Origin of the sequence: Pseudomonas sp. IPO3747 (assembly GCF_013385245.1) — a bacterium.
Lineage (GTDB): Bacteria > Pseudomonadota > Gammaproteobacteria > Pseudomonadales > Pseudomonadaceae > Aquipseudomonas > Aquipseudomonas edaphica.
In genome coordinates this window covers 112,237-135,733 of the sequence record NZ_JACAQL010000018.1, presented here as the reverse complement: position 1 = coordinate 135,733, position 23,497 = coordinate 112,237, and the positions used below count along the sequence as shown (strand labels likewise).

20 protein-coding genes are annotated in these 23,497 nt (G+C 55.8%); 7 read left to right on the top strand and 13 right to left on the bottom strand.

Features of this window, described 5'->3' with window-relative positions:
* Positions 1 to 169 precede the first annotated feature (169 nt).
* The 4 genes from HX790_RS21015 to HX790_RS21000 form a co-directional block, all read right to left on the bottom strand.
* Positions 170 to 526 carry a hypothetical protein gene (locus tag HX790_RS21015; protein ID WP_176992067.1) on the bottom strand — a complete coding sequence of 119 codons (357 nt, stop codon included), beginning with the start codon at positions 524 to 526 and terminating at the stop codon, positions 170 to 172.
* Between the two features lie 218 nt (positions 527 to 744).
* Positions 745 to 1,206 carry a hypothetical protein gene (locus HX790_RS21010; RefSeq protein WP_176992066.1) on the bottom strand — a complete coding sequence of 154 codons (462 nt, stop codon included), beginning with the start codon at positions 1,204 to 1,206 and terminating at the stop codon, positions 745 to 747.
* Positions 1,207 to 1,461: 255 nt separating this feature from the next.
* On the bottom strand, positions 1,462 to 1,863 hold the full coding sequence (locus HX790_RS21005) for a hypothetical protein (RefSeq protein WP_176992065.1): 402 nt from the start codon (positions 1,861 to 1,863) through the stop codon (positions 1,462 to 1,464).
* A 109-nt stretch (positions 1,864 to 1,972) separates the two neighbouring features.
* Positions 1,973 to 2,413 carry a hypothetical protein gene (locus tag HX790_RS21000; RefSeq protein ID WP_176992064.1) on the bottom strand — a complete coding sequence of 147 codons (441 nt, stop codon included), beginning with the start codon at positions 2,411 to 2,413 and terminating at the stop codon, positions 1,973 to 1,975.
* A gap of 620 nt (positions 2,414 to 3,033) precedes the next feature.
* On the opposite strand from HX790_RS21000, the gene HX790_RS20995 reads away from it, so the two are divergent.
* Both HX790_RS20995 and HX790_RS20990 read left to right on the top strand, forming a co-directional pair.
* Positions 3,034 to 3,855 (top strand): metal-binding protein, encoded by an 822-nt coding sequence (locus HX790_RS20995; RefSeq protein ID WP_176992063.1) that lies wholly within the window; start codon positions 3,034 to 3,036, stop codon positions 3,853 to 3,855.
* 272 nt (positions 3,856 to 4,127) lie between these two features.
* On the top strand, positions 4,128 to 5,054 hold the full coding sequence (locus HX790_RS20990) for a hypothetical protein (RefSeq protein ID WP_176992062.1): 927 nt from the start codon (positions 4,128 to 4,130) through the stop codon (positions 5,052 to 5,054).
* 179 nt (positions 5,055 to 5,233) lie between these two features.
* Here the strand turns inward: HX790_RS20990 and HX790_RS20985 are convergent, their stop codons facing one another.
* The 3 genes from HX790_RS20985 to HX790_RS20975 all read right to left on the bottom strand — a co-directional run bounded on the left by HX790_RS20985 (position 5,234) and on the right by HX790_RS20975 (position 8,646).
* Entirely contained in the window at positions 5,234 to 6,256 is a 1,023-nt protein-coding gene (locus HX790_RS20985) for a HEPN domain-containing protein (protein WP_176992061.1), read from the bottom strand.
* Between the two features lie 486 nt (positions 6,257 to 6,742).
* Complete coding sequence (locus HX790_RS29895; RefSeq protein WP_176992060.1) at positions 6,743 to 7,681, bottom strand: two pore domain potassium channel family protein; 939 nt, start codon at positions 7,679 to 7,681, stop codon at positions 6,743 to 6,745.
* Between the two features lie 224 nt (positions 7,682 to 7,905).
* Positions 7,906 to 8,646 (bottom strand): BPL-N domain-containing protein, encoded by a 741-nt coding sequence (locus tag HX790_RS20975; RefSeq protein WP_176992059.1) that lies wholly within the window; start codon positions 8,644 to 8,646, stop codon positions 7,906 to 7,908.
* A 125-nt stretch (positions 8,647 to 8,771) separates the two neighbouring features.
* On the opposite strand from HX790_RS20975, the gene HX790_RS20970 reads away from it, so the two are divergent.
* From HX790_RS20970 to solA, 5 genes are all read left to right on the top strand, one after another.
* Entirely contained in the window at positions 8,772 to 9,227 is a 456-nt protein-coding gene (locus tag HX790_RS20970) for a VOC family protein (RefSeq protein WP_176992058.1), read from the top strand.
* A 67-nt stretch (positions 9,228 to 9,294) separates the two neighbouring features.
* Positions 9,295 to 9,921: a LysE family translocator gene (locus tag HX790_RS20965; protein ID WP_176992057.1), complete on the top strand. Its 627-nt coding sequence runs from the start codon at positions 9,295 to 9,297 to the stop codon at positions 9,919 to 9,921.
* Positions 9,922 to 9,930: 9 nt separating this feature from the next.
* A complete protein-coding gene (locus HX790_RS20960) occupies positions 9,931 to 10,341 on the top strand; it encodes a hypothetical protein (protein ID WP_176992056.1) in 411 nt (136 codons plus the stop codon).
* A gap of 92 nt (positions 10,342 to 10,433) precedes the next feature.
* Complete coding sequence (locus HX790_RS20955; RefSeq protein ID WP_176992055.1) at positions 10,434 to 10,784, top strand: hypothetical protein; 351 nt, start codon at positions 10,434 to 10,436, stop codon at positions 10,782 to 10,784.
* A 419-nt stretch (positions 10,785 to 11,203) separates the two neighbouring features.
* Positions 11,204 to 12,373 carry an N-methyl-L-tryptophan oxidase gene (gene solA, locus HX790_RS20950; protein ID WP_099548973.1) on the top strand — a complete coding sequence of 390 codons (1,170 nt, stop codon included), beginning with the start codon at positions 11,204 to 11,206 and terminating at the stop codon, positions 12,371 to 12,373.
* A 75-nt stretch (positions 12,374 to 12,448) separates the two neighbouring features.
* On the opposite strand, the gene HX790_RS20945 is transcribed toward solA, so the two are convergent.
* The 6 genes from HX790_RS20945 to HX790_RS20920 all read right to left on the bottom strand — a co-directional run bounded on the left by HX790_RS20945 (position 12,449) and on the right by HX790_RS20920 (position 23,484).
* On the bottom strand, positions 12,449 to 13,075 hold the full coding sequence (locus tag HX790_RS20945; protein ID WP_017136952.1) for a glutathione S-transferase family protein: 627 nt from the start codon (positions 13,073 to 13,075) through the stop codon (positions 12,449 to 12,451).
* A gap of 118 nt (positions 13,076 to 13,193) precedes the next feature.
* Entirely contained in the window at positions 13,194 to 18,650 is a 5,457-nt protein-coding gene (locus tag HX790_RS20940; protein ID WP_176992054.1) for a membrane-targeted effector domain-containing toxin, read from the bottom strand.
* A gap of 588 nt (positions 18,651 to 19,238) precedes the next feature.
* Complete coding sequence (locus tag HX790_RS29890; RefSeq protein ID WP_371318505.1) at positions 19,239 to 19,931, bottom strand: methyl-accepting chemotaxis protein; 693 nt, start codon at positions 19,929 to 19,931, stop codon at positions 19,239 to 19,241.
* 1,626 nt (positions 19,932 to 21,557) lie between these two features.
* On the bottom strand, positions 21,558 to 21,857 hold the full coding sequence (locus tag HX790_RS20930) for a DUF3144 domain-containing protein (RefSeq protein ID WP_017136956.1): 300 nt from the start codon (positions 21,855 to 21,857) through the stop codon (positions 21,558 to 21,560).
* A gap of 93 nt (positions 21,858 to 21,950) precedes the next feature.
* Positions 21,951 to 22,496 carry an ATP phosphoribosyltransferase regulatory subunit gene (locus HX790_RS20925; RefSeq protein WP_026013702.1) on the bottom strand — a complete coding sequence of 182 codons (546 nt, stop codon included), beginning with the start codon at positions 22,494 to 22,496 and terminating at the stop codon, positions 21,951 to 21,953.
* A gap of 292 nt (positions 22,497 to 22,788) precedes the next feature.
* Positions 22,789 to 23,484, bottom strand: coding sequence for a tRNA (adenine(22)-N(1))-methyltransferase TrmK (locus tag HX790_RS20920; protein ID WP_169984717.1), 696 nt, complete (start codon positions 23,482 to 23,484; stop codon positions 22,789 to 22,791).
* Positions 23,485 to 23,497 lie beyond the last annotated feature (13 nt).

Here is a 23,497-nt window from a genome sequence, read left to right as displayed (position 1 = left end):
TTTGCAGACTTTGCCTAGATTTTTCCGGGTCCCGCTTCGCGTCGATGTAGCGTGAGTAGTTCCAGTACGAAATCCAAAGCGCTACTACGCACAGGGTCCATATCACAGCCTGGATCGTGTATGTTGACATTTCATGCCCTCGCTCAGTGGACGCGAAAACCGCACCCTTCTACCACACCAAGATCGGAAATACATCGCGCCGCGTACTCACGACATAAGACTCCAATCCATTTTTCTCAGGAAAAATTTTCAAGTTCATTTTCGTACTGAAGATGATGGTTAATACCCCAAAATCATCAATTGAAAATTCCTCCACATCGAGGTTCAAAAAGTCAAAAAGCAAAGTACTAGTGGAAGCGTCTTCACCATGCCCCCACGTGCGTACCCTATCGATATCGCAGGCGAATGGACACTGAATTAACACGCTAGCCTTATCACCAAAAAGCAGGATTTGCGAACCGATCCCGACAGTCACACCCGTAAGCGCGGAAGGAACCATTTCGGCCAAATTTGAATCACTTATCATTATTCCGTGCTCTGTTCATACCGGATATTGAAAATCATAGGTCTGAAACGGTTCTCATTTTGGAAGCAGATCACACTTCCATTTGTTATGGCTTCATCCCAGTCTAATCGTCCTATTGCGGAGGAGGCTCGGGCGAGCATCAGCCTCTGGCCGATTGTTGCCCAAGACCTGGTCTTTGCACACGCGCCTGGGAAGCAGGTCGACTGTCCGCTCTTGGGTCATGCTCTACCCATTTCCTCGTACGAAGCATCGACGAACGTGATGTGCTCATCCCAAGCAGCTTCAGCTAGATCCCGGACAATTTCAGCGAGCGTCTCAACATCCACCCCCTGAGCTTCGATGCAGGCCAGGCGCCCGGGTGACCAGTCGATGACGGAACACTGTTGATACTTCCCTAGCAGTGCGGACAGCGCTTCCTGAGGCGGCTCTTTATGGGTATACATGAAGTCAAAGTACGGGGCACTGGCATTCTGAAGCGGGTACACCAGAGCCCAAGCATTTGATGGGCCGGGAAAGCATATGTGGACGTTACGATGCGCCCATTCCGGCCCACTGTGTTTGATGTGGCGAAGTACTTCGATGATCGAGTGACAATTGGCTATTCGGATCATGCGATCAGGGTCAAACGTCCAGCCAGGCCCAGGCTGGGTTGCTGCGTTACTGATCAGAAGTGCAGTCATTCTTTTTTCTCTTTATCGCATTACCTTAGATTCGAACGTCTGCTTTTGGCCGACTGCTGCCGTTCACCAGAGGCAGCTTTGGGTCGACAGCTGCTCTTAGCGGCGAGCAGCAATCGGCCAACTCCAGCCGGTCATGAACGACAGCTTCAGGGTATTCTGCCTACGCCTAAGCCCTCAAGCTTGGAATCCCAGTCTTCGACAGTAATTTGGTGACTCGAAATCGATATGCGGATTTACAACCCAATCGATCTCAGGTCATTTGTCTTTTGTTTCGTCTTTAAGGTAGGGGAAAAGCCTTTCGATCGGCATGCCCACTTCAGCCGCCAATGCTCTAATTCCGTCGTCATTGACGTGCAATACCTCTTTGGAGGGATAATCACTTCTCACTTGATCAAGCGCCTTTTGGCCTGCGGGTGTAAGTCTACCGCCAAAAAGAATATGTGTATCGGTATTGGGATGCTTCTTTATATCTGCACCAGCCTTCTGAGCAAGTGTTTTATCAATTACTTCAGACGTTTTAACATCAATCCGCACCCTGCGTACTGAACTTCCAGGCAGTGCGCTGAATTTTTCTGGCGGTTGATAGTTAGGAATAGCTAGCTTCCCTGTTTGTTGCACCCAGTCATTAGATGCAGTCAAAAAAATGTCTTGTCCCATGTCTGGCACATTCGTTTCCTAATAGCGCATGACCTCAAGACGGTTATCTTTAAGCGCTGCTAATGCGAGAAGTGCCAGTGCGCCGTGTTCTCCGTCTTTCGCTTTATTGTCACTCATTGATATCTGCCCTCACCACCATGCTATCGTCATCGCGAAAGCCTTCCAATTTTCGCGTGAGTAGTGCGTCCAGACTCATGAGAACTTTGAATTCACCTAGCATCTCCTCCAGCAACTTAACGTCAATCTGGTTGACGGAAGCAGAACCAACCGCAGCAGCCGAGTCACGAACCTTGGCCAAGAACATCTCCCGCAGGCGCGCCCTCAGCCTAGATACATCGGCGGGCAAGTAGCATCCAATTTGAAAGCTCGCGCTCATGCTTTCGTCCTCGAACACCTGCAGTTGTGAAGACTTGACACCATCTTCTCCCGCAACAAGTCTACGGAAGATATCTGGCGGTACGCTCACGGATTCAATCAAATCCGACATACCGTCAACATATGCTGAATTCGAATCAAGCTCGAATTTGACGAGAAATATATTCACTAACATTAAAATCAGTCCTAGAGCGATGGCAGAGCCAGACAATCAATTCTTAGGGAGGTGCTACGAAGCACCTATCCCTATCTTAAACCGAACGAGATACCCATCGTGCCGCCGAAGACTCAATGCGCCCCCGCAACTCAAGAAAACGAGTGCTTTGCATGCGCACTCCACCGTGCGATCAAACCGGCATCCCTCTCTTTTGGCTACCTTGCATTTGTGACAGCCGCGCGTACTTTGCTTTTTACTGATTCGATGCAGCTCTGATTACTGCTAGAAAGGCAGGTCAGGGTCGATAATACCAGTTTCAGGTACCGTTCAGCCTAGGCTCGAGCAATTTCAAGAAACTGCGCATCGGCAACGTTGGTAGCACTCTGAAACTAGTCGCCCTGTAGGTGAGGTCATGGGGCATATGGATGACTGCAACGCGGCAGAGACTGTGAGTTGTGAGCGTGGTTTTCACCAACCGGAACCGCTCCATTTTAACCGGCAATCGTACCGGCTAGCGGGCTAGTCCTGAACGTCTGCTATCGGCCAAGAGCAGACGCTGAAGGCGTCTATTCAACGAAGGGTGAGTCAGTGCCAGTCTGTTAAGATCCATGCGTCTACCTTGCGCGAAGGATGCAGTAATGGGCAACTATACTGAAGGACTCACAGAGCGCCGTCATCACACACAGCTCAGGGAGGGCTACTGCCTGATCTGCGGAACCTTTGGCCCTCTCAGTTGGGACCATGTCCCGCCCAAAGGCAGTATCACGATTACCAAAATTGAACAGGCTCACCTGACTGAGGTTATGGGCATTAATTCTGATCCTGTCATTGGCTTGAAGTCTTCTAACGGAAGTAAGTTCAGAACCATTTGTAGAAATTGTAATAGCTCACATCTTGGTACTAATGACCAAGAAGTGGGGAGGGTTTACAAAGCTTTATCAGAGAAGATCAAACAATATTTTTTGAGGGCAGACAGCCCGGTTAATCATGTTCATATGCCATTTGATGGAATAAGTTTTTGCCGCGCTATGGTTGGACACGTCCTCTCAGCAACCACTGTAAAGGAATGCCTGCAAAAGCCTGTTCCTGTTCCCTACTACGCTCCGTTACAAAAATTTGTCATGGGGGACGATAGTGCCGCCGATGATACCCATGATTTCTATGTCTGGTTCTATCCGTACCGTAGGCACATGAGCATAAAAATGTTTACTTGCAAAAACCAAGGACACATTGCAACCCTAAGCCTTCTTTCATTTTTCCCGCTGGCATTTTTGATCACAGAAAAAGAAAAAGGAATCTATCCCTCTGGTGCAACGCCTATGAAGCCCACTGACGACACAATTTACGTGAAACTCGATTCAGGACACCTGCCTTACGCTGCTTTTCCCAATGCGGGGCTGATGGGGGACCAGATGATTCTACTAGACAGTAGTCAGTCGATTGTCAGCTATCCGATCTGAATGCCTATGCTTCTGGAACTCTTATAGAGTCTGCTCACTAACTTACGCGAATGGAGGGCGGTCAAAGCTCGTTGCGAGCAGTGCTCAATTTGTGGCTGCTGGGTGGCAGCTTTTGATCGAATGGAGCCTTCGTGCAAATATTATTGCCCGCCGTAAAATTTGTTGTGGTTTATCCCGATTCGGGCTGTCTGATTGTTCATAGCTATTGCGTACCGCTATGATCGCACTCTATATCCACGAACTAATCGAAGCAGCGAGCGGGAGGAAACGCAATGACAGATCTATGGGTGCCAATATCGGGGGTTTTTTGGCGTACAGCACCACTTTTTCCGGATCTTGGTTGGTCAGTCGATTTTGGCGCCTTATTCACTACTATTGTGGGTGCTCTGGCTGGTGCTGGAATCGGTGCTTGGGCAGCCGGATACATCTCCGAGAGAAATAAATTTCGAGAACAATTGACTAAAGAGATTCGTGACACTAACGCAGCGATTGTACTCGCTTTGGGGGTTATGAATCTTGGCGCAGGTCTCAAAAGGCAGCACGTTAAGGCTCTTGTAGAAGATTATGTAGAGCAGCGAGCAAAATGTCATGAAGAAGTTGCCAAGATGAAAGCAGGTGGAACACAGTCGGAAGTACCAAAAATAAATTTTTTAGAATTGCAGGAAATTGCACCGCCCGTAATTCACTTGCAGGAAATTGTTTTAAGTAGGATTTCCACTGCTGGTAGGGCACTGGCCGCTGTGACGGCACTTACTGATGCAGTCATAAACTTAAATTGTTCACTAAAGCGCAGAAACGAATTAATAAAACAATTTAAAAAAGACGACTTTCCAGTTGGCGCTAGAAAAGAGCACTTTTGCTTTGGCTTACCTTACGGAGATGGAGTGACCAATGAGGAGTATGGCGATTCAATTAAAGGTATCAGTTCTTACACTAATGACGTCATATTTTTCAGTAGCGAGTTATGTGCGGATCTACACGAACATGCGGAGTTGATTGTGGAGCAGTTTCGCAGCAGGAGGTTGGGAGGCAAGACACCTAATGTAAATCGGATCGACTTAACAGAGGCTCGTAAGGCGGGTTTGATTCCATCGGCCGAAGGTTATGAATCTTGGACATCCGGCTTCAAAAAAGCCCCAAAAGAGCAAAAAAGACGTTGGCGTTTTTGGCCGCATAAACAGACCCCGCCAGGAAGCTAGGTAACGCGTTTTATATTCTCCATCATCAGGTTTTCTGCTAATTAGACTTATCTTCAGACACTGAAAGGCCATTTTCGACACAAGGTGAACACGAACCTATAAAATATCAAGCGAGCAATCCAGTAACCCCTTCGAATGAGTGAGCTAAGTGGCTGTGCCTATCGATATTGTATGAATTATTAAATTTTCTGAACTTTTATGTTGTACTTGTTTTCTATGTGGGAGATGAACTCTTCAATGGCTAGTGAGATTGCCTCTAAAATATGAATGTATGCCTCTTTGGTTAGGCTCCTGTCTATTGCAAAGTGATGGACGATGCCGTGGCGATACTGAATTATTTCTGAAATTCTATTTTCAAGAAAAGTTATAGATTGTCCGATTCGCTTCTTTTTGAAGAAGATACTTCTTACGTCAATATTTAGCCACTCTTTGTAAGCTTTGTTTAATTGCTCAAGATTTTGAAAGGTGTAGCTTTCCGCTATTATGCTTTCAATGCTTTGTTTGCTTTTTTGCAAACTTAGGACTGTAGTGAAGTCAATTTTTGCCTTGTGGGTTTCTCTTTTTTTCAAAGCCTGTTTGTCATAAGCAATTAAGACTTGAAAGGCTTGTGAGAAAAAATATTCAAACATCGCAACTGCGAATGGTACTAACCCGTTGTAAATTATCCGACTAGGATCCATACTGTTTGCGAGTTCAGCGAATTCGTCAAATTTATGACCCGTTTGTTTTAGGGGGGTTATCGAAGGAGCGGGGATCGCATACTTTACTGATGATATTTGCTGGATGACATGTTGATATATTCCGGATATTCCTCTACTCATTGGAGTGCTTGTGTCTTCCCATAATGGCGCATATTTGTTTGTTCCGTAGTCGCCCCTTATTGTCCCGCCAAACCTTTTTCTCGCGCCTCTAAGAACTTCGTTTAGCATTGCGACGTCGTGCCAGCTTGCACTGTATAGATTTCTCACATGCAGTGCCCAACCGTTTTCTGTAATTTTTCTCTCTTCTATTGATATCGGATATATGTCTGCCGAAACGCCATCGATAGACTTAAAGTCCTGATTGTCAAACCATGAATAATTAATTGTTCCCTTGGGCCAATCCCAAAAATGGCCGCATTTCACAAAATCAAGACTTTCTAAGTACTCACTAAGTTCCTTTTTGGATGCCTTCTTCGGGTACAAAGTAACGTCTCTTCCCATGATTCGTTAGTTCCAGAGTGGGAGTACAGGCAAATAATTATGGGGCGCGTGGTGAACATGGCGTATAGAACTCCATGCCTACGTGTACCCCCTTAAATAAATAGATTTCAACAATAGAACGCGACGCGGGCGGCGGCTAATGCGACAAAATCTGAACAGATCTTACGAAGCCTTCGGCAGTATGTCTACGGTCAAATCTGGAATAGGTCCCTTTCTAACGTCTGTTTTTGTCCGGGTGCTGCCCTTCGTGACACACTGCTATCTCCTAGAAGCAGCCGCTCATGATTGACCGCTTTCGGCCGATTCTGTTGAAAACAGTCGGTTTTTTCAACACGCCTCAACTCAGGTACGAGCGCCATTGGAGAAAGTGATAGCGAAGGCAGAAGTGGTATGCATAATTCATTGGTGCCCGATTCAACGCCAGGGAGGTCCACCATTCAAATGAAAAGACCGCACGTTCTTTTCTTTTAAATGACGAGAGCCCCCCTAGGACCCACTTATGTCCGGATCGGGATTAAGCGACGTGTCACCATCCCGCCGTCCAGACCTGGATACCACCGACGACACGAAGCCTGCCATCACGAACACGCATATCAGCAGCTGTGTCGCAATCAGACTACGCACCAACCTTGAATTGCCGACCACATCACCATACGTAGTTGTCGTGGAAATACCGATACTGAAAAAGAGGAAATCTAACCATGATACGGCGTCTAGGCGCTGCTTGCGCCAGGTCTTGGCAACGTCGATGAGCTCTGTACGCTTCTGACTAAGTAGCTCCCAAGCCTGTTCACGCTCACGGGCCTGTGCTTGGGTCTTGTCATGCAGTTGATCCATCTGTGCCATAAGCTGGGGATCTCCAAACTGCCCGATGTTGCTGATGAAATAACGGTAAGCCTCGGCCATTTGTTCAGCCTGAACGACCCGCATCTCTGCAAGCTTCACCCTCAGGTTCGCTTCAGCGACACCATAATCTCGTTCTGACGAGCCACGCTCCGAGAACGCCCTCAAGACTCGCTCGGCATCAACAACACTTCGGCTTGCCTCTGCGGTAATGTCCTGCCGATAACTCTCGCCATTTGCCATGGTGATAGTTTGATTGCGCCTGCCGACCTCGGCGAGCTCTGCGCGACCAGAGTCGACTTGCTGGTCCAAGGACCTTACCTTGAGGTCGAGTTCGTTGATTACGGCTTTGATGCCTGCCAGCTTTGCACTGATCTCACTCAAGTTAGGAGCACTGGTCGTGGCGTCAGTATCCATCTCCTGCCAGGAAAGCAACGGAATATCCGACAGTGGGTTCAGGTTCAGTTCACTGTTAATGATAAAACTGTCTGGCCGGGCGCCCCAGATGCAGTAGTACACCACACTGAACAGCAATACGATTGCGAGATAGCTGAACAGCCATACGTTTATTTTCTTGAACACTGCCGACGATTACCTCCGAGCCATTTAAATGTAGACGAGCGAAGCATTTTCTAGGACGTGCATGATAAGTCCTGTGCGCGGCTAGCGCCTGCAATGATAGATGAAAACACTTTTCGTCTTCGAGAAAATTTGGGACGGATCCGAACTTACGAGGGGATTTTTTTCTCCGACTCTAATGACCGCTTCTGGCCGAAAGCTGACCTTTCCAACAGCCAGCTACCGAATCATTCCCCAACCCGCCCCACCAACACCCCAAACAACTCCCCCCGCGGCATCTCACTCACCGCAATCCCCGCATTCTCAAACCACGCCTTCCCCGCCTCCGGATGCGGCCCGCTCAGCACCACCACACCTTTCTCATACCGATACCGCGCCGCCGCCACATCGCCATTGCGATAAGTCGCGATCACCGTATACGGCGCGTGCCCCTTAACCTTGGGAAAGTACGGCCCATCCTGATAGAACACACTGTCCGGCTTGCCATCCCACACCACTCGCACCGCCGCGTCTTCAATCCCGCGCACTTCAAACCCCGGTCGCCCGGCTTCGGAGTCGAGGTCCTGGGGTATCAACCCGAAGTTGCTGTTATCGGCAAGATAAGCACCCATGCATAACCCCAGGTAGCGCCCGCCCTTGGCCACGTAGTCTCGAATGGCGCCCACGCGTGCATCACCGAAGCTGTCGAGCGCAGCCGGAATATCCTGCCCGCCGCCCGGCTGAACATAGAGGTCATAGCGTGCAAGGTTTTGCGGGGTGATGTCGATGGCTTCATCCGCGCCTACAAAGTCGATCTGATAGTTGGGGCTGAGCCGCAGCAAGGCGTTTTTGACGTTCTCGGAACAGTCATCACAGCCCGCCGGGCCTCGGTAGATGGCGACGTGGGTGATGGGCGTTGCGGCCTGTGCCCAGGGTGATTGCAGGGTGGCGAGTACAAAAAATGCGGCAGCGATGGCGGGCAATTTCATGGTTGAGGGCTCGGCGAACAGGGGTTAGGACTGTTCGAAGCCTATATCGAACGCGACTTTCAATTCGTTAACAGTTGTAAATCGGCTACTGTCGCCTGAATCCACACCCGCCAAGAGGGCCTGTAATGGAGCTGAAATTCAGCCACGTCGACGTACTGGTCGAGAACCTTGAAGAAACCTGCGCTTATTACGCCAAGATCCTCAAGGCCAAAATCTCCAACACCCTGGTGTGGGATCGCGGCGGGCTGCATGTGCGGTATGCGGTGGCGTTGATGGGCCTGGAGCGTTTTATGCTGGTGCAGCCGGTAGCGGGCAACTTGCGGGAGCTGTTGGACGCGCACGGTGAGGGGATGATTTATCGGCATTGCTACACCACGCCGGATATTGAGGTGGCCTATGCCGAGTTGATGGCCGAGGGTGTGCAACCACAGGATGAAAACGGCCGGCCATTGGCCCTGGAAGATCTGCAGTCGCCGTCCGGCACGCGCATCATTTGGTTACCCAAGCGTTTTGGGCATTTCTCCATCGAGATTCTGGAGGAGAAAGGGTTGGAGGCGTTTATGGTGGCTGCGTTTGCTTGAACGGCGTTGCATTGGCTGCCTACATGAGGATTACTGTAGGCCGCGCCCATCTGCGAGATAACCCGCCATGTTTGAATTCACCGCCCTCGTCACCTACATCGCCGTGGTGCTCGGCCTTTTCCTGATCCCCGGCCCTTCCGTGCTATTGGTGCTCACGCGCACGATTCAAGGCGGGCGCAAGGTTGGTGTTGCGACCGGGCTGGGTGTGGCGTGCGGCGACTTGATTCATACACTGTGCGCAGCACTGGGGCTGTCGGCGATTTTGATGACTTCGGCGGCGGCGTTTAATGCGGTGAAGTGGGCCGGCGCGGCGTATTTGATCTACCTGGGCGTGCGGGCGTTCATGGCCAAAACCGGCACGCATGCGCGGCTTGAGTTGCCTGCGGTGACGCCGCGCCAGGCGTTTTTCCAGGCGATTGGGGCTGAGGTGTTGAACCCGAAAACGGCGATCTTCTTCCTGGCGTTCCTGCCGCAATTTGTACACCCGGAATCGGGTTCGTCGCTGGTGCAGTTTGCGCTGCTGGGCTTGATCTTTTCGGTACTGAGCGCGGTTTATACGAGTTTGCTGGCACTCTCGATTCGCCCGTTAAGTCGCGGGCTCAAGGGGCTGTCGAAGCTGCGTCGGTGGGAAGGTAAAATCATCGGCACGCTGTTTATGGGGCTGGGGCTGAAAGTAGCGTTTCAGCAGCGATAGGCAGGCGCGATGAAATTCCATGGTTTTGCACTCGGGCATATAGAGGTTGAGGTCGAAGGACGCGCCTGTGACCTGCACAATTTCTATGTCGCCAGCGACATCCATTACGCGCTGTCTGAGCGCACGCTGTCGCTCAGGTTTACACGGCGGACCGAGGACTGGGTGCCGCCCGAAGAGCCTCGGGAGATCACCGTCACGTTCCATGGCGTGAGTTTTTTTTCGGCCGAAGGGCACCATGACAGCCCGATTGAAGACGACACGGTGCTTCACGCCATCGGCATTGTGGCGGCCGATGCCGAGACAGAAACGTTCTACCTCTGCGATACCTTCCCCGCCGACCATCACGTGGTGGTGTGCTTCGCATCGGGTCTGACTTTGCGGCTGCACGCTGTTGAGGCGCGGTGTGACATTCAGGTCTAAGGAGTTTCACTTCGAACCGATGGGAACAACTGGCTAATCCGTGAATACGAGCCGGATGATGTGATGACTTTTATTGAATCTCAGGACCTTTGATGCCCCCAACCAAACGCGACGCCGCCCGCCTCGAACGCCGCCTGGTCGCCACGTTGACCGACGCCTGCGAAACCGCCAAGGCTGAAATCCCGGGCTTCGAGTGGCTGACTCACACGGTTGATTACGCTGCGTTCCCGCAAAGCCTGCGGGTGATTTGGGTGTTCGATACGCGGGCCAATAAGGAGCTGGCCCTGGCAAGCGGCGCGGACCAACGTATGCGCGAACTGACGGCTGTTGCGCTGCACGACGCCGAAGTGGCCTCGGTGAAAATCGAGCGCTGCGTGCGCTTTGATTGCGAAGAAGCCTGCAACCTCCAGCATGGCGGCGATTGGCGGGCACGCCTGGCCTGACGCGGCGCTAATGTGGGAGCTGGCTTGCCTGCGATAGCTATGGATATCTACACAACGTTTTAAGGCAGCCAATTTCTCCTGTGGCGAGCAGGCTTGTCCTGCGTTGGGCTGCGAAGCGGCCCCAAACCCAGACGCTGAGTTCTTTCAGGAAAATTGCAGTGCCTTTACTGGGGCCGCTTCGCAGCCCAACGCAGGCGGTGCGACGATTCGACAAGCCTGCTCGCCACAACAGCCCACCTGCCACAGACTTCGTGTTAACCGGCTATCGCAGTTCAAGCCAGCTCCCACAGGGGATTGCGGGGCGACGAAGATCAACTGTGGGTTTCCTGAACGGGGTACAGGCTACCGCCTTATCCCCCATTGTTTTTTCCCACGCCTTAGCCTCAACTACGCCCTCACCTCACACACGAGTACCAACCTTGGAACGCTATGAATCGCTGGTCATCGGCCTGGGCGCCATGGGTGCCGCCACGGTGTATCAACTGGCAAAAGCCGGTGTAAAAGTCGCCGGCATCGACCGCCACCACCCGCCCCACAGTTTTGGCTCCAGCCATGGCGATACGCGTATTACGCGGCTATCGGTGGGCGAAGGCGCGCAGTACGTGCCCATTGTGCGGCGTTCGCACGCTATCTGGCGTGAGCTTGAGGCGTTGTCGGGGCAGGCGCTGTTTGAGCAGTCGGGGTTGCTGGTGCTCACCTCTCGTGATGACTTTGACCCCAGCGATGCAACCGACTTCACCCTGCGCACCATTGGCCTGGCGCAAACCTACGGCATTGAACATGAGCGGCTGGACGCTGCGCAGATTCGCCAGCGTTTCCCGCAATTTGCCCAAGTGGCGGACAGCGCCATCGGCTATTACGAGCCTGGCGGCGGCTTTGTGCGCCCTGAGCGCTGCATTGATGTGCAACTCACCTTGGCCGAGCAACACGGCGCCACGCTGTACAAGGGCGAGACGGTGACCCACATCAGTTCGGATGTTCACGGCGTGACGGTGACCACCGACCAGCGCACGCTACAGGCCGACAAGCTGGTGGTGAGTGCGGGCAACTGGGCCGGCGAATTACTCGGCGCGCCGTTTGACCGGTTGCTGAGTGTTTATCGGCAACAGCTGTTCTGGTTCGCGCTGGAGCCTGGGGCCGACCTGGTGGGCAAATCCCCCACCTATATCCTCACGCACGAACAAGGTCAGACCCACTATGGGTTCCCGGCGTTGCCCGGCGAAGGCAGCATGAAGCTGGCCACGGCGCAGTACCACACCACGGCCACGCCTGAAACGCTGGACCGCACGGTCTCGGCGGCGCAAGCCCAGGAGATGTACGAACAGCAGGTAAAGGGCCGTATCACCGGCGTGTCGGCCAAAGTGCTCAAGGCGGCGGTGTGTGCCTACACCGTGACGCCGGACCACGATTTCATCATCGACGAACACCCCACGTTGCAGCACACCCTGGTGGTGTCGCCGTGCTCGGGGCATGGCTTCAAGCATTCGGCGGCGCTGGGTGAGGCATTTGCGCAGTGGTGCATGCGTGGGTCGAGTGACCTGGACCTGTCGGCGTTTTCGTTAAAGCGCTTCGAGGGCAATAGCGTTTAAGAATGGGGACACAGACCCGTGGCGAGCGGGCTGGCCCCCCTCGCCACAAGGGGCAATTGTGCCTTCTGGCCTGACCTATTTGGCGAACGCGTATTCCCCGCCCTGCTCCACCGCCTTGCGGTACGCAGGTCGCGCCTGGAAGCGTTGCACCCAGGCCGCCAGGTTTGGATAGGCCTGCAACTTGCCCTGGGCCTTGGCGATTTCACCGATAAAGCTCATCTGAATGTCCGCGCCGCTCAGTTCGTCACCGACCAGATACGGCGTATCCGCCAGCACGTCATTCAGATAGCCCAGGTAGTTGGCCACTTCCGACTCGATACGCGGGTGCAACGGCGCACCGGCTTCACCCAGACGACCGACGTAGAGGTTGAGCATCAGCGGCAGCATGGCCGAGCCTTCGGCAAAATGCAGCCATTGCACATATTTGTCGTAGGTCGCAGAGGCAGGATCAGGTTGCAGGCGGCCTTGACCATGGCGGCGGATCAGGTAGTCGATGATGGCGGCGGATTCGATCAACACCAGGCTGCCATCTTCGATAACCGGGGATTTCCCCAGTGGGTTGATGGCCTTGAGCTCCGGGGGCGCCAGGTTGGTTTTCGGGTCGCGCTGGTAGCGCTTGATCTCGTAAGGCAGGCCGAGCTCCTCAAGTAGCCAGAGGATGCGCTGTGAGCGCGAGTTGTTGAGGTGGTGGACGATGATCATGGGAAGCTCCGCAGGATAAGCGTGGGTGTCTGGCCATGAGACTACGCCAGCCCAGTGGAGTGCCCACGATTTATTGTGGCAGCCCCTTCACGAGAGGCTGCCCCTCAAGAGGCGGTGATCAGGCGACGGCGGTCAAACGCACTTCTTTTTTGAGCGCATCCACCAAGCCTTCTATCGTTGCGTACCGCTTGCCTTGCAACAGCGGCCAGCGCTCGATAGACAACTGCCCCAGCTCGTCACTTTTTATCGGGGTGGTAACAATCTCTCCAGTCCTGGAACGGTGAAGCAGACTGGCTTGGGTGGATGAAGCGTACTCGATCAGGAAGTCACCGATGTTTTTCAGGCGCACGCTCGGCAGGGTCGAAGCGGAAACGGCCGTCAACTGCACATCCGTCTTGAGTGCATGAATCAAAAAATCCAAACTTGGGTAACGCTTTGCTTGCAACTGTGGCCACCGCTCAATAAAGAACTGCCCCTTATCGTCAATTTGAACAGGCGTGGAAATGATATCTCCAGTGTTAGAACGATGGAGCACATTGGCTTGGGTCATTGAAGGCCGCTCGATCAGGAAATCGCCGACACTTCTGATCCATGTACGATCCGCTGCAACCATCGGGCGCGGCGCCGGCGTACCGGCCACACCGACATGCACCTTGAAGTCACTGCGCATGGCCGTGCCCGCGGGCGTCTTGACCCCGCGCTCGAGGATTTCCCAGCCTCCACGGTGCAGAGGCAGCGCATGGTCGGGCGCGACATCGCGTACCGTCAAGCTGACCGCATCCTGCAATTGCGCAATGCCTGGCACGCCCTGATAGATGTCGGCGTGGGAGGTGCCCATGAGTGCGACCCACTTATGCGGCCCCAGTGCCGCCTGATCAGCCTTGATCACCTCATTGGCAAAGTAACTGAACACGCTCTGGCGGGCGTTCAAGTCGTGCATGCCTTTGACGTGGTAACTGGCGGTGCAGTCGAGAGCCCGGACGCGGATGCCCGCCTTGTTCGCCGCTTTGACGACCTTGGTGTAGGTGTTTTTTCCCGTGTAACCGCTCCCCATATGGCCGAGGTCCTGCGCCCTCAGATAGCGCTTGAGATTTTCCGGCATTTTCAGCGTGTTATAAAAAACGTCCAGTTCAAGCTGGTGCAGATCGGTAAGCAGGTGTTCCAGATACAAGGTTTTTACACCCTGCTCTTTCAATAGCTTCATGTATTTAATCAGGAACTGTTTACTCGCCTTATCCGCATGCGCTTCAGCAACAATCAGTCCGCGCTTGAGTTTGTACAGTAGCTTGACGAACGCCTCTTCGCTGGCCACCGCACCCAGCTCGACGAAGGTGGACCGTGCCGGGGGCGTGTAAGTGGCGAAGGCGGCTTTGGCGGCCTTCTCCAAACGATTACGGGTGTTCTTGAACCCCTTGAACGCCGCCTCATACAGGTGCCCAATCCCAAAGCCGTAGCGAGTATCCAAGTCACGATGCGAGTGCACCATTTCATCCAGGTGCGCTTTAAACGACGCGGGCAGATCGAACTCACTGTAATGGGACGGTGCAGCGGGCGCCGGCACCGCCCTTGAAGGACCCGCCGTCGGCAGCGCTTGTGATGCCGGCGCCATGGTCATCCGGTAATCACCCCGGGACAACGCGGCGGAGGCAGTATCAGGCGAGATGCCCACCGCCTGGCCCGGGGTAACATCCTCCACACGCAGGGCGATGACATTCTGCAAATCGGCCAGCCCCGGCACTTCGTCCGTGCTCCCTATGCGGGTGTGATCAACCAGGGCGATCCAACCATCATCGGGGTCGTTTTGTGAAAGGGCTTTGTGGGAATAGAAGTTCCTGAGTTTGCTGTTGCGAGGGATAAACCGCTCTTGTTCAGACAGCGCCAGCACATGCTCCATATGATAAGAACTCGAGGCGTCCACGCCGTCGATCGCGACCTTGTGCTTGTGGGCTTCAAGCATCAGTTTACGGTAGGTAAAAGGCGCGTCCGCGTCCCAGCCCAAGCCTGAGTCTACCCGCGCCAGATGGTCCTCGACCTGTTTCAAGGCATACGCCACGTCACCCTGGGTTTCGCCGTTGATAATTTTGAGTTTGGTCCGGAAAACATCGGCCGGCAGGTTTTCAACGTACACGCGCTTGAGCCCTTGCGCTTTCAAGGCTGGCAGGTTTTCGATGAGTAATTGCTTACTGGCAACGCTGGTATTGGATGCGCCAATGATCAGCCGCTTCTTGAGTGGAAACAGGGTGGCAAGCGCAGTAGATGGGCTGGAATCCGGTGCCAGCACCGGCAAGCCGCTACGGTCCGGGCGCGCTGGAGGCGAGGCATAAAACGCGTCCGCGTCTTGAGTCAGGTGTTTCATCTGATCGAGATAGCTGTCGCGTAGAGGCTTCAACTGAAGATAGGCCCCGTCACTTATGCCCTGTGCAATGGCGTCGTCCGGAGGGCTGGTAACGATGCGCACATATTCAAGGTCGAGCGCGCGCCTGAAGTACTTCCCTTGCTCGGGTGCAATCTCGTAGGGCACCAGTAACTCGTCGACCTCTTCGCGCAGTAGTGTATGGCGCCCGCCTCCCGGAGTCGTGAAGCGCACCCAATGGCCATCGCTGTTCTGGTTGACCACACGTGTGGTTGACTGCATTTGCCCGGTGACTGGGTCACGGCGAAACAGCAGATGCCGCCCCAGGGAGTCCGGTGTGCTTTTGATCCAGAACTGCTCGGTATCGAACATCACAGGTTTCATTCCGGCAGCAATGCCGGGGTCAACATCATTGATCAGCGTGGCCTGCTTCAGCACCTTGGTCACCGGCCGCACGCGCAGTGCTTTAAGGGCCGGGCGAAAGTCAAACAGCACAGCGCCGCCCACATTGGCCAGGTAGCCAATGTAGTGTTTCAAGGCTTCGCCCGTGTCACCCTGTTGGTAGGCACTGATAGCGAGCATCGCGTCCTTGAACGCCAGCAAACCACCCAGGCCCAGGCTCAATACGGGAAAAGGGATAGTGGCGATGGCAGTGACCAATTCGACGCACGTCCACAGAATCCCCGTGATCATCTCCGTGCGATTGACCGTGGTGGCAACTACATCGTCTATTTTGCGCTGCAACACCATGTTGTAAAAATCATTGCGCGGGTCGCTCACGGTGGTGTCCGGGGTTATCCGGTCATAGCGCGCCGGGCTTGGGGTCGTACGGTCAATCGTTTCGGGCAAGCCATTGCGGGCAGTCTTCAGAAACGCTCCGATCCGTACTTGAGATGGGACCGGCACCCGACCCTGCAGGTAGTCCGACACACCGTCGACCTTTTTCAGCCAGTAGTTGAATAGCTTCGCTTCACGAAAACCGATGCCATCGGGTGCGTTGGGGGTGTAGAGCAAAACCGGGTTGCTTGCATGGCTGAACAGGTAGCTGCCTATCACCCAATCGCCGTCAATGCTCAGGCGATGTACCTGATAAGTCGAGCGGGTCGCCGCCGCTGTGTCGCCAAGGCTGTCGATCGCACGCTCCAACCAGGTCAAGTCGACTCGGGCGATATGACCGCGCAGGCAGCCATCGAGTGCGGCGTACTTCATCTGCAGTTGTGTGATCGTCAAGGTGGCGTCGCGCCGTTTGGCGTAACCGGGACTGCTCGCGCTTTGCAAGTTGGCGCGCACTTCGTCGGTGTAGCGTTGCCCGATCCATACACCCGTCACCGCCCTTGATACGTTCTGCGCGGTCAAACGGCTCAGGTCCACGCCCACCGGCCCGCTGAACGTGGCCGAAGCGGAGAATTTCGGGTCGATGAACCCGACGTTATCCGTGTAACCGTCCCTGTACAGCCGGGTATAGGAAATGGGCTTCGGCGCACCGCCCAGCAACGGCCAGGGCGCCGACACAAACACGCTATCCGGGTCGATATCATTCTGACGGCGACCAAGCAGCGTGTTCAGGCTGAGTTTGGCTTTATCGTGCAGATAGGCATTGAAGGTAATGAAGTTCGCTTCTGAATCGGGCATGGCGTTATAGACGCGCAAGGCACCTGCGGCATCTTCGGCAAGGCTGGTCAACCGGGTTCGGTCCGCCGCCTGGGCTGAGCGATACCACAGCGGGGTGCTGTATTCGTAGTCGTCCTGCGCTGCGCTTTGCCCATGCATGACCATGGCGTCCAGGCATACCGTGTGGGAGCACACAGGGCCAAATGTCACCTCCTCGTGTTCCTTTGCGTCGGGCCTGAAGCCCAAGCCTTTGAGGAACGTGCGCATCTTCGGCCGAAAACGCAGCGGGCATTGCTCCAACAGGTAGTCGCTCATGGTGCGACCCTTTAACCGGGTGTTGTCATCGGCCCAACCGATGATATGCGCCTGGCATTCGAGCTCGGTGGTGAACGCCAGGAACTGTCGCTCACGTGGCGAATCGGGGGTGCACAACAGCAAGCGTCGGATTTGGCCGTTGGCATCTTCCTCGCGCAATAACCACAGGTCTTTGAGTTGCGCGCCATGCAGCAGCACGGTGCGTGCGCACAGGAGCGGGTTCGTACCGGCCCGCAACGTTTCGAACAACCTGTGGTCTGCCGGGCTCAGGTCGCCTCGCAACCGGGCGACAAAGGCAAGCAACACCAGGCGATGATCAAACAGGTCGCGAGTAGCCTGCTTGTAGCCAGTTTCGGCCTGCATTTTTTTTTGCAGCGCGGCATAGTCCAGGCGCGGTTGCAGGCCAGGTTCGCGGAGGATGTGGAGCAGGCTTTGCGCACTCAGAACGGCATGGTCACCTTGCAGTGGCGCGTCGGCATAGGTCAGGGCGGTCGTGGTCAAAAAATCAGAGCCGGGCAACTCGTCGTCGGTATGCAGCCCGTCATAGCTTAATTGCACCAGATTGCGGGTCTGCTCATAGGTGCCGACATTGGCGACGTTGCGTCGGGTGGTGATGTTCAGGTGACGCGGGTCCAGGTCGTAGATTTCCAGCGCTTCGTCCAGATACTCGGTCAACTGGAAACTTGCCAGGGCTTGAGGCGACGCAACAGGCCCCAGCAGCTCGATATAGGTAGCCCGGGCCTGATTGTAATCCTGCATGCAACGACTCAGGGTTTGCTGGTCCGTCGCAGCCGCGTTGCGATACCAATCCGGCAGGCTGTTATAGACGCTGCGCTCGAGTAGCTGTTGGCGCCTGAACGCCAAGCGTGACGACAAGTCTGGCAGCGCTGCTGTCACCGCGTTGTCCAATGCTGACTTGAGCTGCGTTGCCTCGTGCAATGGGTTGTCCAGCAGGCTCAATGCCAGTTCGATGTCCTGGCTGCGCTTGTCGATAATCGCGTTGTAGGTGTGTTCGAACAGTGGCTCGCCGTCAATGGGCAGCAATTGCAAGGGCCAGATATCGACGACATCCAGCGTTTGATAACGTACAGGCAAGTGTCGGCAGAACTCCGCTCGCCCCGCCGGTAGCGCCAAAGTCGCCTTGAGGCTCTGGTCGAGCTGCACCAGAGAGTCGAAGGCCTCCAGCCCCCTGTTTGGCGTGAACAACAAGACCTGGCCGAGGTTTTCTACCGACGTCAGGTTGTCCACGACGGGGCTGGACTTTCTCGTAAGAACGAAGGCCCCGGCAAATTCCACGGTTTTGTCCTGGTAGCTGAAATTGAGCGAGTACATGCCAGGACGAAAGGTCGGGCCTCGGGAGCAGTCTTCAACCATGCGCTGTTCGGCAGGGCTTAGCAGGTAATCACGCACATCCAGTTTGGCTTGCTGCTCCAACGCGCCAAGACCGGCCGCCTGGGTGAGGTAGCTCTTGCGGCCTTGAATGCCCACCGTGCTAACTTCGTCAAGGCCCAGCAGGTGCTTGTCCAAGTCGGTTTTGAGTTGGGCAAGCAACGTCTTGCCGGCCGCTTGGGTGAGATCTGCCTCCGTCAATGCCTCGAACAAGCTGCGTGACCTCGCCAACAGGACGTTGTTGGCGCTGATCAAGGTGGTGTTCAGTTGTTCCAGCGCATGCAGTTCGGCAGGTAATACGACAGGCTCCCGGGTTTGCGTGCGCAGGCCCGGGTCGATCTCAAGCAGGTGTGTACGAATTTCCTGAAACGTCGGTGACGCGGATGTAGGGCTCGGCGTGCTCATGGGCACGGTCCTCATACTGATGGAATGAACCCTCAGCATGAGACGCAGCCCGAGCGTATCTGCGGTAGATATTGTTGACCTGCCCGCGCCTCAGCCCAATCGAAAGCGCGCCGTGTTATCACTCAGCGCCAGGCTGCCCTTGCGCAAGGTATCGGCCGCCTGATTCACCGCCCGTGCGCCGTCCAGCAAGCGCCCCGCCGCCTGGTCGACCTGCTGGATATTGCCGCTGACCTCATCGGCCGTTGCAGCCTGTTCTTCCACCGCAGCCGCGATCTGCGCCAGGGTGTCGGTGACGTGTTGCACCGCACCGGCAATTTCGCCCAGGCGGGTGCCCAGGCCGGTGACGGATTCGGCGTCGGTCAATGCCTGGTCGCACGCCGCGCCCATCAGGCTGACCGCCTGGCTGACAGTTGCGCGCAAACTGTCCACGGTGCCGGCGATCTGTGCGGTGGACGCCTGGGTGCGTTGCGACAGGCTGCGCACTTCATCGGCCACCACGGCAAACCCACGGCCCTGCTCGCCCGCACGCGCAGCCTCGATGGCCGCGTTGAGCGCCAGCAAGTTGGTCTGTTCGGCGATGCCGCGAATGGTGTCGACCACCGATTGAATCTGCTGGCCCTGCTGGCTGACCTGTTCCAGGGCGTTGGCGGTGTCGGTCAGGCGCTGGTTGAGCTGTTGGATGCTTGCCGTGGTGCGCAGGCTGTCGCGGCTGCTGTCTTCGGCGATGCGCCTTGTGTGCTGCGCGCTGCCCGAGGCCTGTTCGCAACTCTTGGCCACGCCCATGGAGGTGGCGGCCAATTGGGTCGCGGCGGCCGCAATCTGGCTGATTTGGTGTTGCTGGTCTTCCACCTCGGTGAGGGTGCTGCCTGACTGCGCGTTAAGTGTGAGTACGGCAGAACCGAGTTGCTGGGTTTCGTGATTGACGCCCAGCAGGCTGGTGCGCAATTGCACCACGGCAACGTTGAGCGCCCGGCTGATGGCCGCTAATTCATCACGCCCTTCTACCGCCACTTCGACGCACAGGTTACCGTCGCGCAACGACTCGGCCAGTGTGGTGATGCCACTGGCGCTGCGGCGAATCGAGGCTTGCAGACAGGTAAACAAGTACAACGCGGCCAGGGCCAGCAGGCTGAACGTCGCCGCCACCGGAATAAAGTGCTGGAGCGAGCGCTCGCGGTAGTCACTCAGGCGCGTATCCAGTGAGTTAAGCGACTGGCTGCGCAACGCCCCCAACGCGCCCAACATGCTGTCGACGCTGCGGTCGAAGGCGGCGGTGTCCAATTTGATGGTGCCGCCAAACACGCCTTCATCCAAGGTTTTTAGTTCGTTATCCAGAAGCAGCAGGCTGCTGTCATATTGCGCCGTCCACGGCTCGATCCCAGGATATTGCTTGGCTTTGAGCGAAGCGGCGGCCTTGGCCAATTGGTCACGTGCATCGCCAATACGGCCGCGCAGGTCGCGCATCTGCAAGCGGCTTTGCAAGGTGAACTGCCCCGAAGCGATGGACGACTGGCCGACGCTGGCCGTGCGACCGATGCGCTCGATCAGGTCCGGGGTGTGCTGGGTGGAGATCTGCATCAGCAGGTAGGTTTCCAGCCACGGATCGAGGATCAGGCCAGTATCCAGAGTGATTTGCTCGCGCAAGGTTTGCAGCGCCGTCAACGCAGCAGTGAAACGGTCGTAGCCGTCCGGCCACCAGCCCACGGTGCGCAGGGACTGGGTGTCCATGCCCTTGACCGCCGCCTGCAATGCCTCAAACCGCGCAAGCGTGTCGGCGCTGGCGTTGCGGGCTTTGAGTGCTTCACCCAAGCCTTGCAGGCTTTGCATAATCATCGGGTTGCCTGCATCCACTTTGTCCATTGCAGCCTGGGCGGCAGGGGTTGGGGTGTGGAGGATATCCAATGCTTTCCAGCGCGCGGCCAGGTTGCGCTGCGCAGTCAATTGGCCATCGAGCGTGTCCAGGGCCAACAGTTGGTGCACGCCGGACTGCTCGCTGGTAATCACGTTCAATTTGCCGCGATAGTCCGAGCCAATCATCCAGAGGCTCCCGGCCAGGGGCAGCATGAACAGGAAAAACAGCACCTGGAATTTGCGCGCAAAACCGAAACGGCCGAGCAAATGGATACCGGGTGATAAAAGAGTGTGCATGGCCGACCGCTCCCAAAAACAAGCTGGAAATGACTAGAAGCAAAATGCCATGTCATTGATTAGCTTGGTTCTAGCAAGATACGGGCCGTTGCAGGAGGGGCCGGAGATAGGCGGTGCGGCAATCAAAAAGTGCGCGGGCGTGCGCAAAAATGGGGCAAAAACACTCAATGACGAGAGTGAAACGGTAACTGTGGGCGCCAGCTTGCCTGCGACGGCATCCGCTGGGGCTGCCCAGCACACAGCCCCTCCCCCACCACCCTCTTAATCCGCCACTTTCACCCGCATGTACTGACTGAAATTATTGATGTGATCATCCAGGTTATCCTCAAGCATCATCCTGTACTGATCACAGAAATACTTCAGCATCGCCTCACGGGCCTCGGCCATCTCGGCGCCGGACTTGAAGTTGCGGGCGCTGGCCCAGGCATTGAAGCGCGTGGTGCCGAACATCATCGAGGCGCTGACCTCACCGAGGTTTTCACAGGTCTTGAGCTGCTCGTTCGACAGTTCGATATGCGCATCTGCGCGGTCGTAGAAGGCTTGGTCGGTGGTCTCGGCCATGACAGGGTTCCTGGGTCAGCAAAAGAAGGCGGCTATTGGAGCATATTCGAGGCCTGCAAAGCAGGCGCCCCCGACTTGGGGGCGCCTGGTGCTTCACGCCAACGCCAGCACCAACCGCTCAAGCCCGATACCGAAGCCCGCGCCTTCACGGTAAGCCCCGCCGCCCACGACTTGCTGTTGCGCACCCAATGTCGGGCAGCGCACCTCAAAGCCGTTGCCCTCCAGGTAGTAACTCAGCCCACGTTTCACGGCCAGGTTCAGCGCATAGTCGAGCCCCAGCGTGTCCAGAAACCCAGTACACAGGGCCTGGCTGCGCTGCAACGCCAACCCAGGGTCAGGGCTTAGAATCTCCAGCCCCAGTTGAGTGAACTCACGATAACGGCCGGCTTGCGGCCGCTCATAGCGATAACACCGCGCCACGTAAAAAAACATCGCCGCCGCGCGCCCCTCGAGCAAGTCGGCGTTGCGCTCCTGGAACAGCGCAGTGGCTTCCGGGATCAGGCAGCACTTGCGGCCCGCCTTGTCATCGAAGGCCCACATCTGCCCGATGATTTCACTGCCGCCGGTTTTCTCGATAAACGTGTCCTGGCCCCAAAGAGCCGGCACGATGACTTCTTCAGCGCCCGCTTCGATGAAGATAGCTCCGGAAACGGCCCTCTACTTCACGCATCGTTGCGGCTTCTTTGCCGGTGACCATTCGGGTTCCACGTAGCATTGTCATGGGTTGAATCTCCAGTGTTTGCAGGCAATAAAAAAGGCGCCATAGGCGCCTTGGGTGGGGTTCATTGAGTGATCAGTGGGTCTGGTCAATCAGTGAGCGCAAGCAACCACGGCACCTGAAGGAAGGTCCGTGGGGATGATGGCGGTTGCTTTGCGAAAATTGAGTCATGGGCAGATCCTTGCACAGGCGTAGGAAAAGTTACAAGTCACTTCACGCCAGCAGCTCGGTAATCCACCGCGCCTGCTGGGCAATTTCTTGCAGTTTTTGCTCCGGTACCGCCTGGCGTGCCTGCTCAAAACTGGCCAGGGTCTTGTGCTTCTGGCGCAGCATCCGCTGCCACTTGGCCAGGAACTCCGGGCTGCGGGCTTGCATTTGCAACGGGCCAAAGTACAGCTGCTGATCGGTATAGGTCACGGCGCCTGTGCGCTCGGCCACGATGATCTCGTAGTAAAAGCGGTTTTCCCGCAGCAACTCTTCGCTGAGGATGCGATAGCCGTTGTCCATCAGCCATTGGCGCAAGGGTTGCTCGCCACCATTGGGTTGCAGGACCAGGCGTTCCTGGCCGCTGAGGTGCACCTTGCCGTTGTCGAGGATGTCGCGGATCGTCTCGCCGCCCATGCCACAGACGCTGATCGCGGTGATCCCATCGCCCGGTTCAATCGCCGCCAAGCCATCGGCCAGGCGCACGCTGATGTGTTGCTCCAGGCCATTGTCGCGCACGGTGCGTTGGGCTGCGTAAAAGGGTGTGGTCGCCACTTCCCCCGCCACCGCTGCCGTGATCACGCCACGGCGCATCAAGGCCACCGGCAGGTAGCCGTGGTCCGAGCCGATGTCGGCCAGGCGCGCGCCGGCGGGCACGTTGGCGGCCACGCGCTCCAGGCGCATGGACAATGTGTGTTCGTTCAACGGTGGTTCCTTG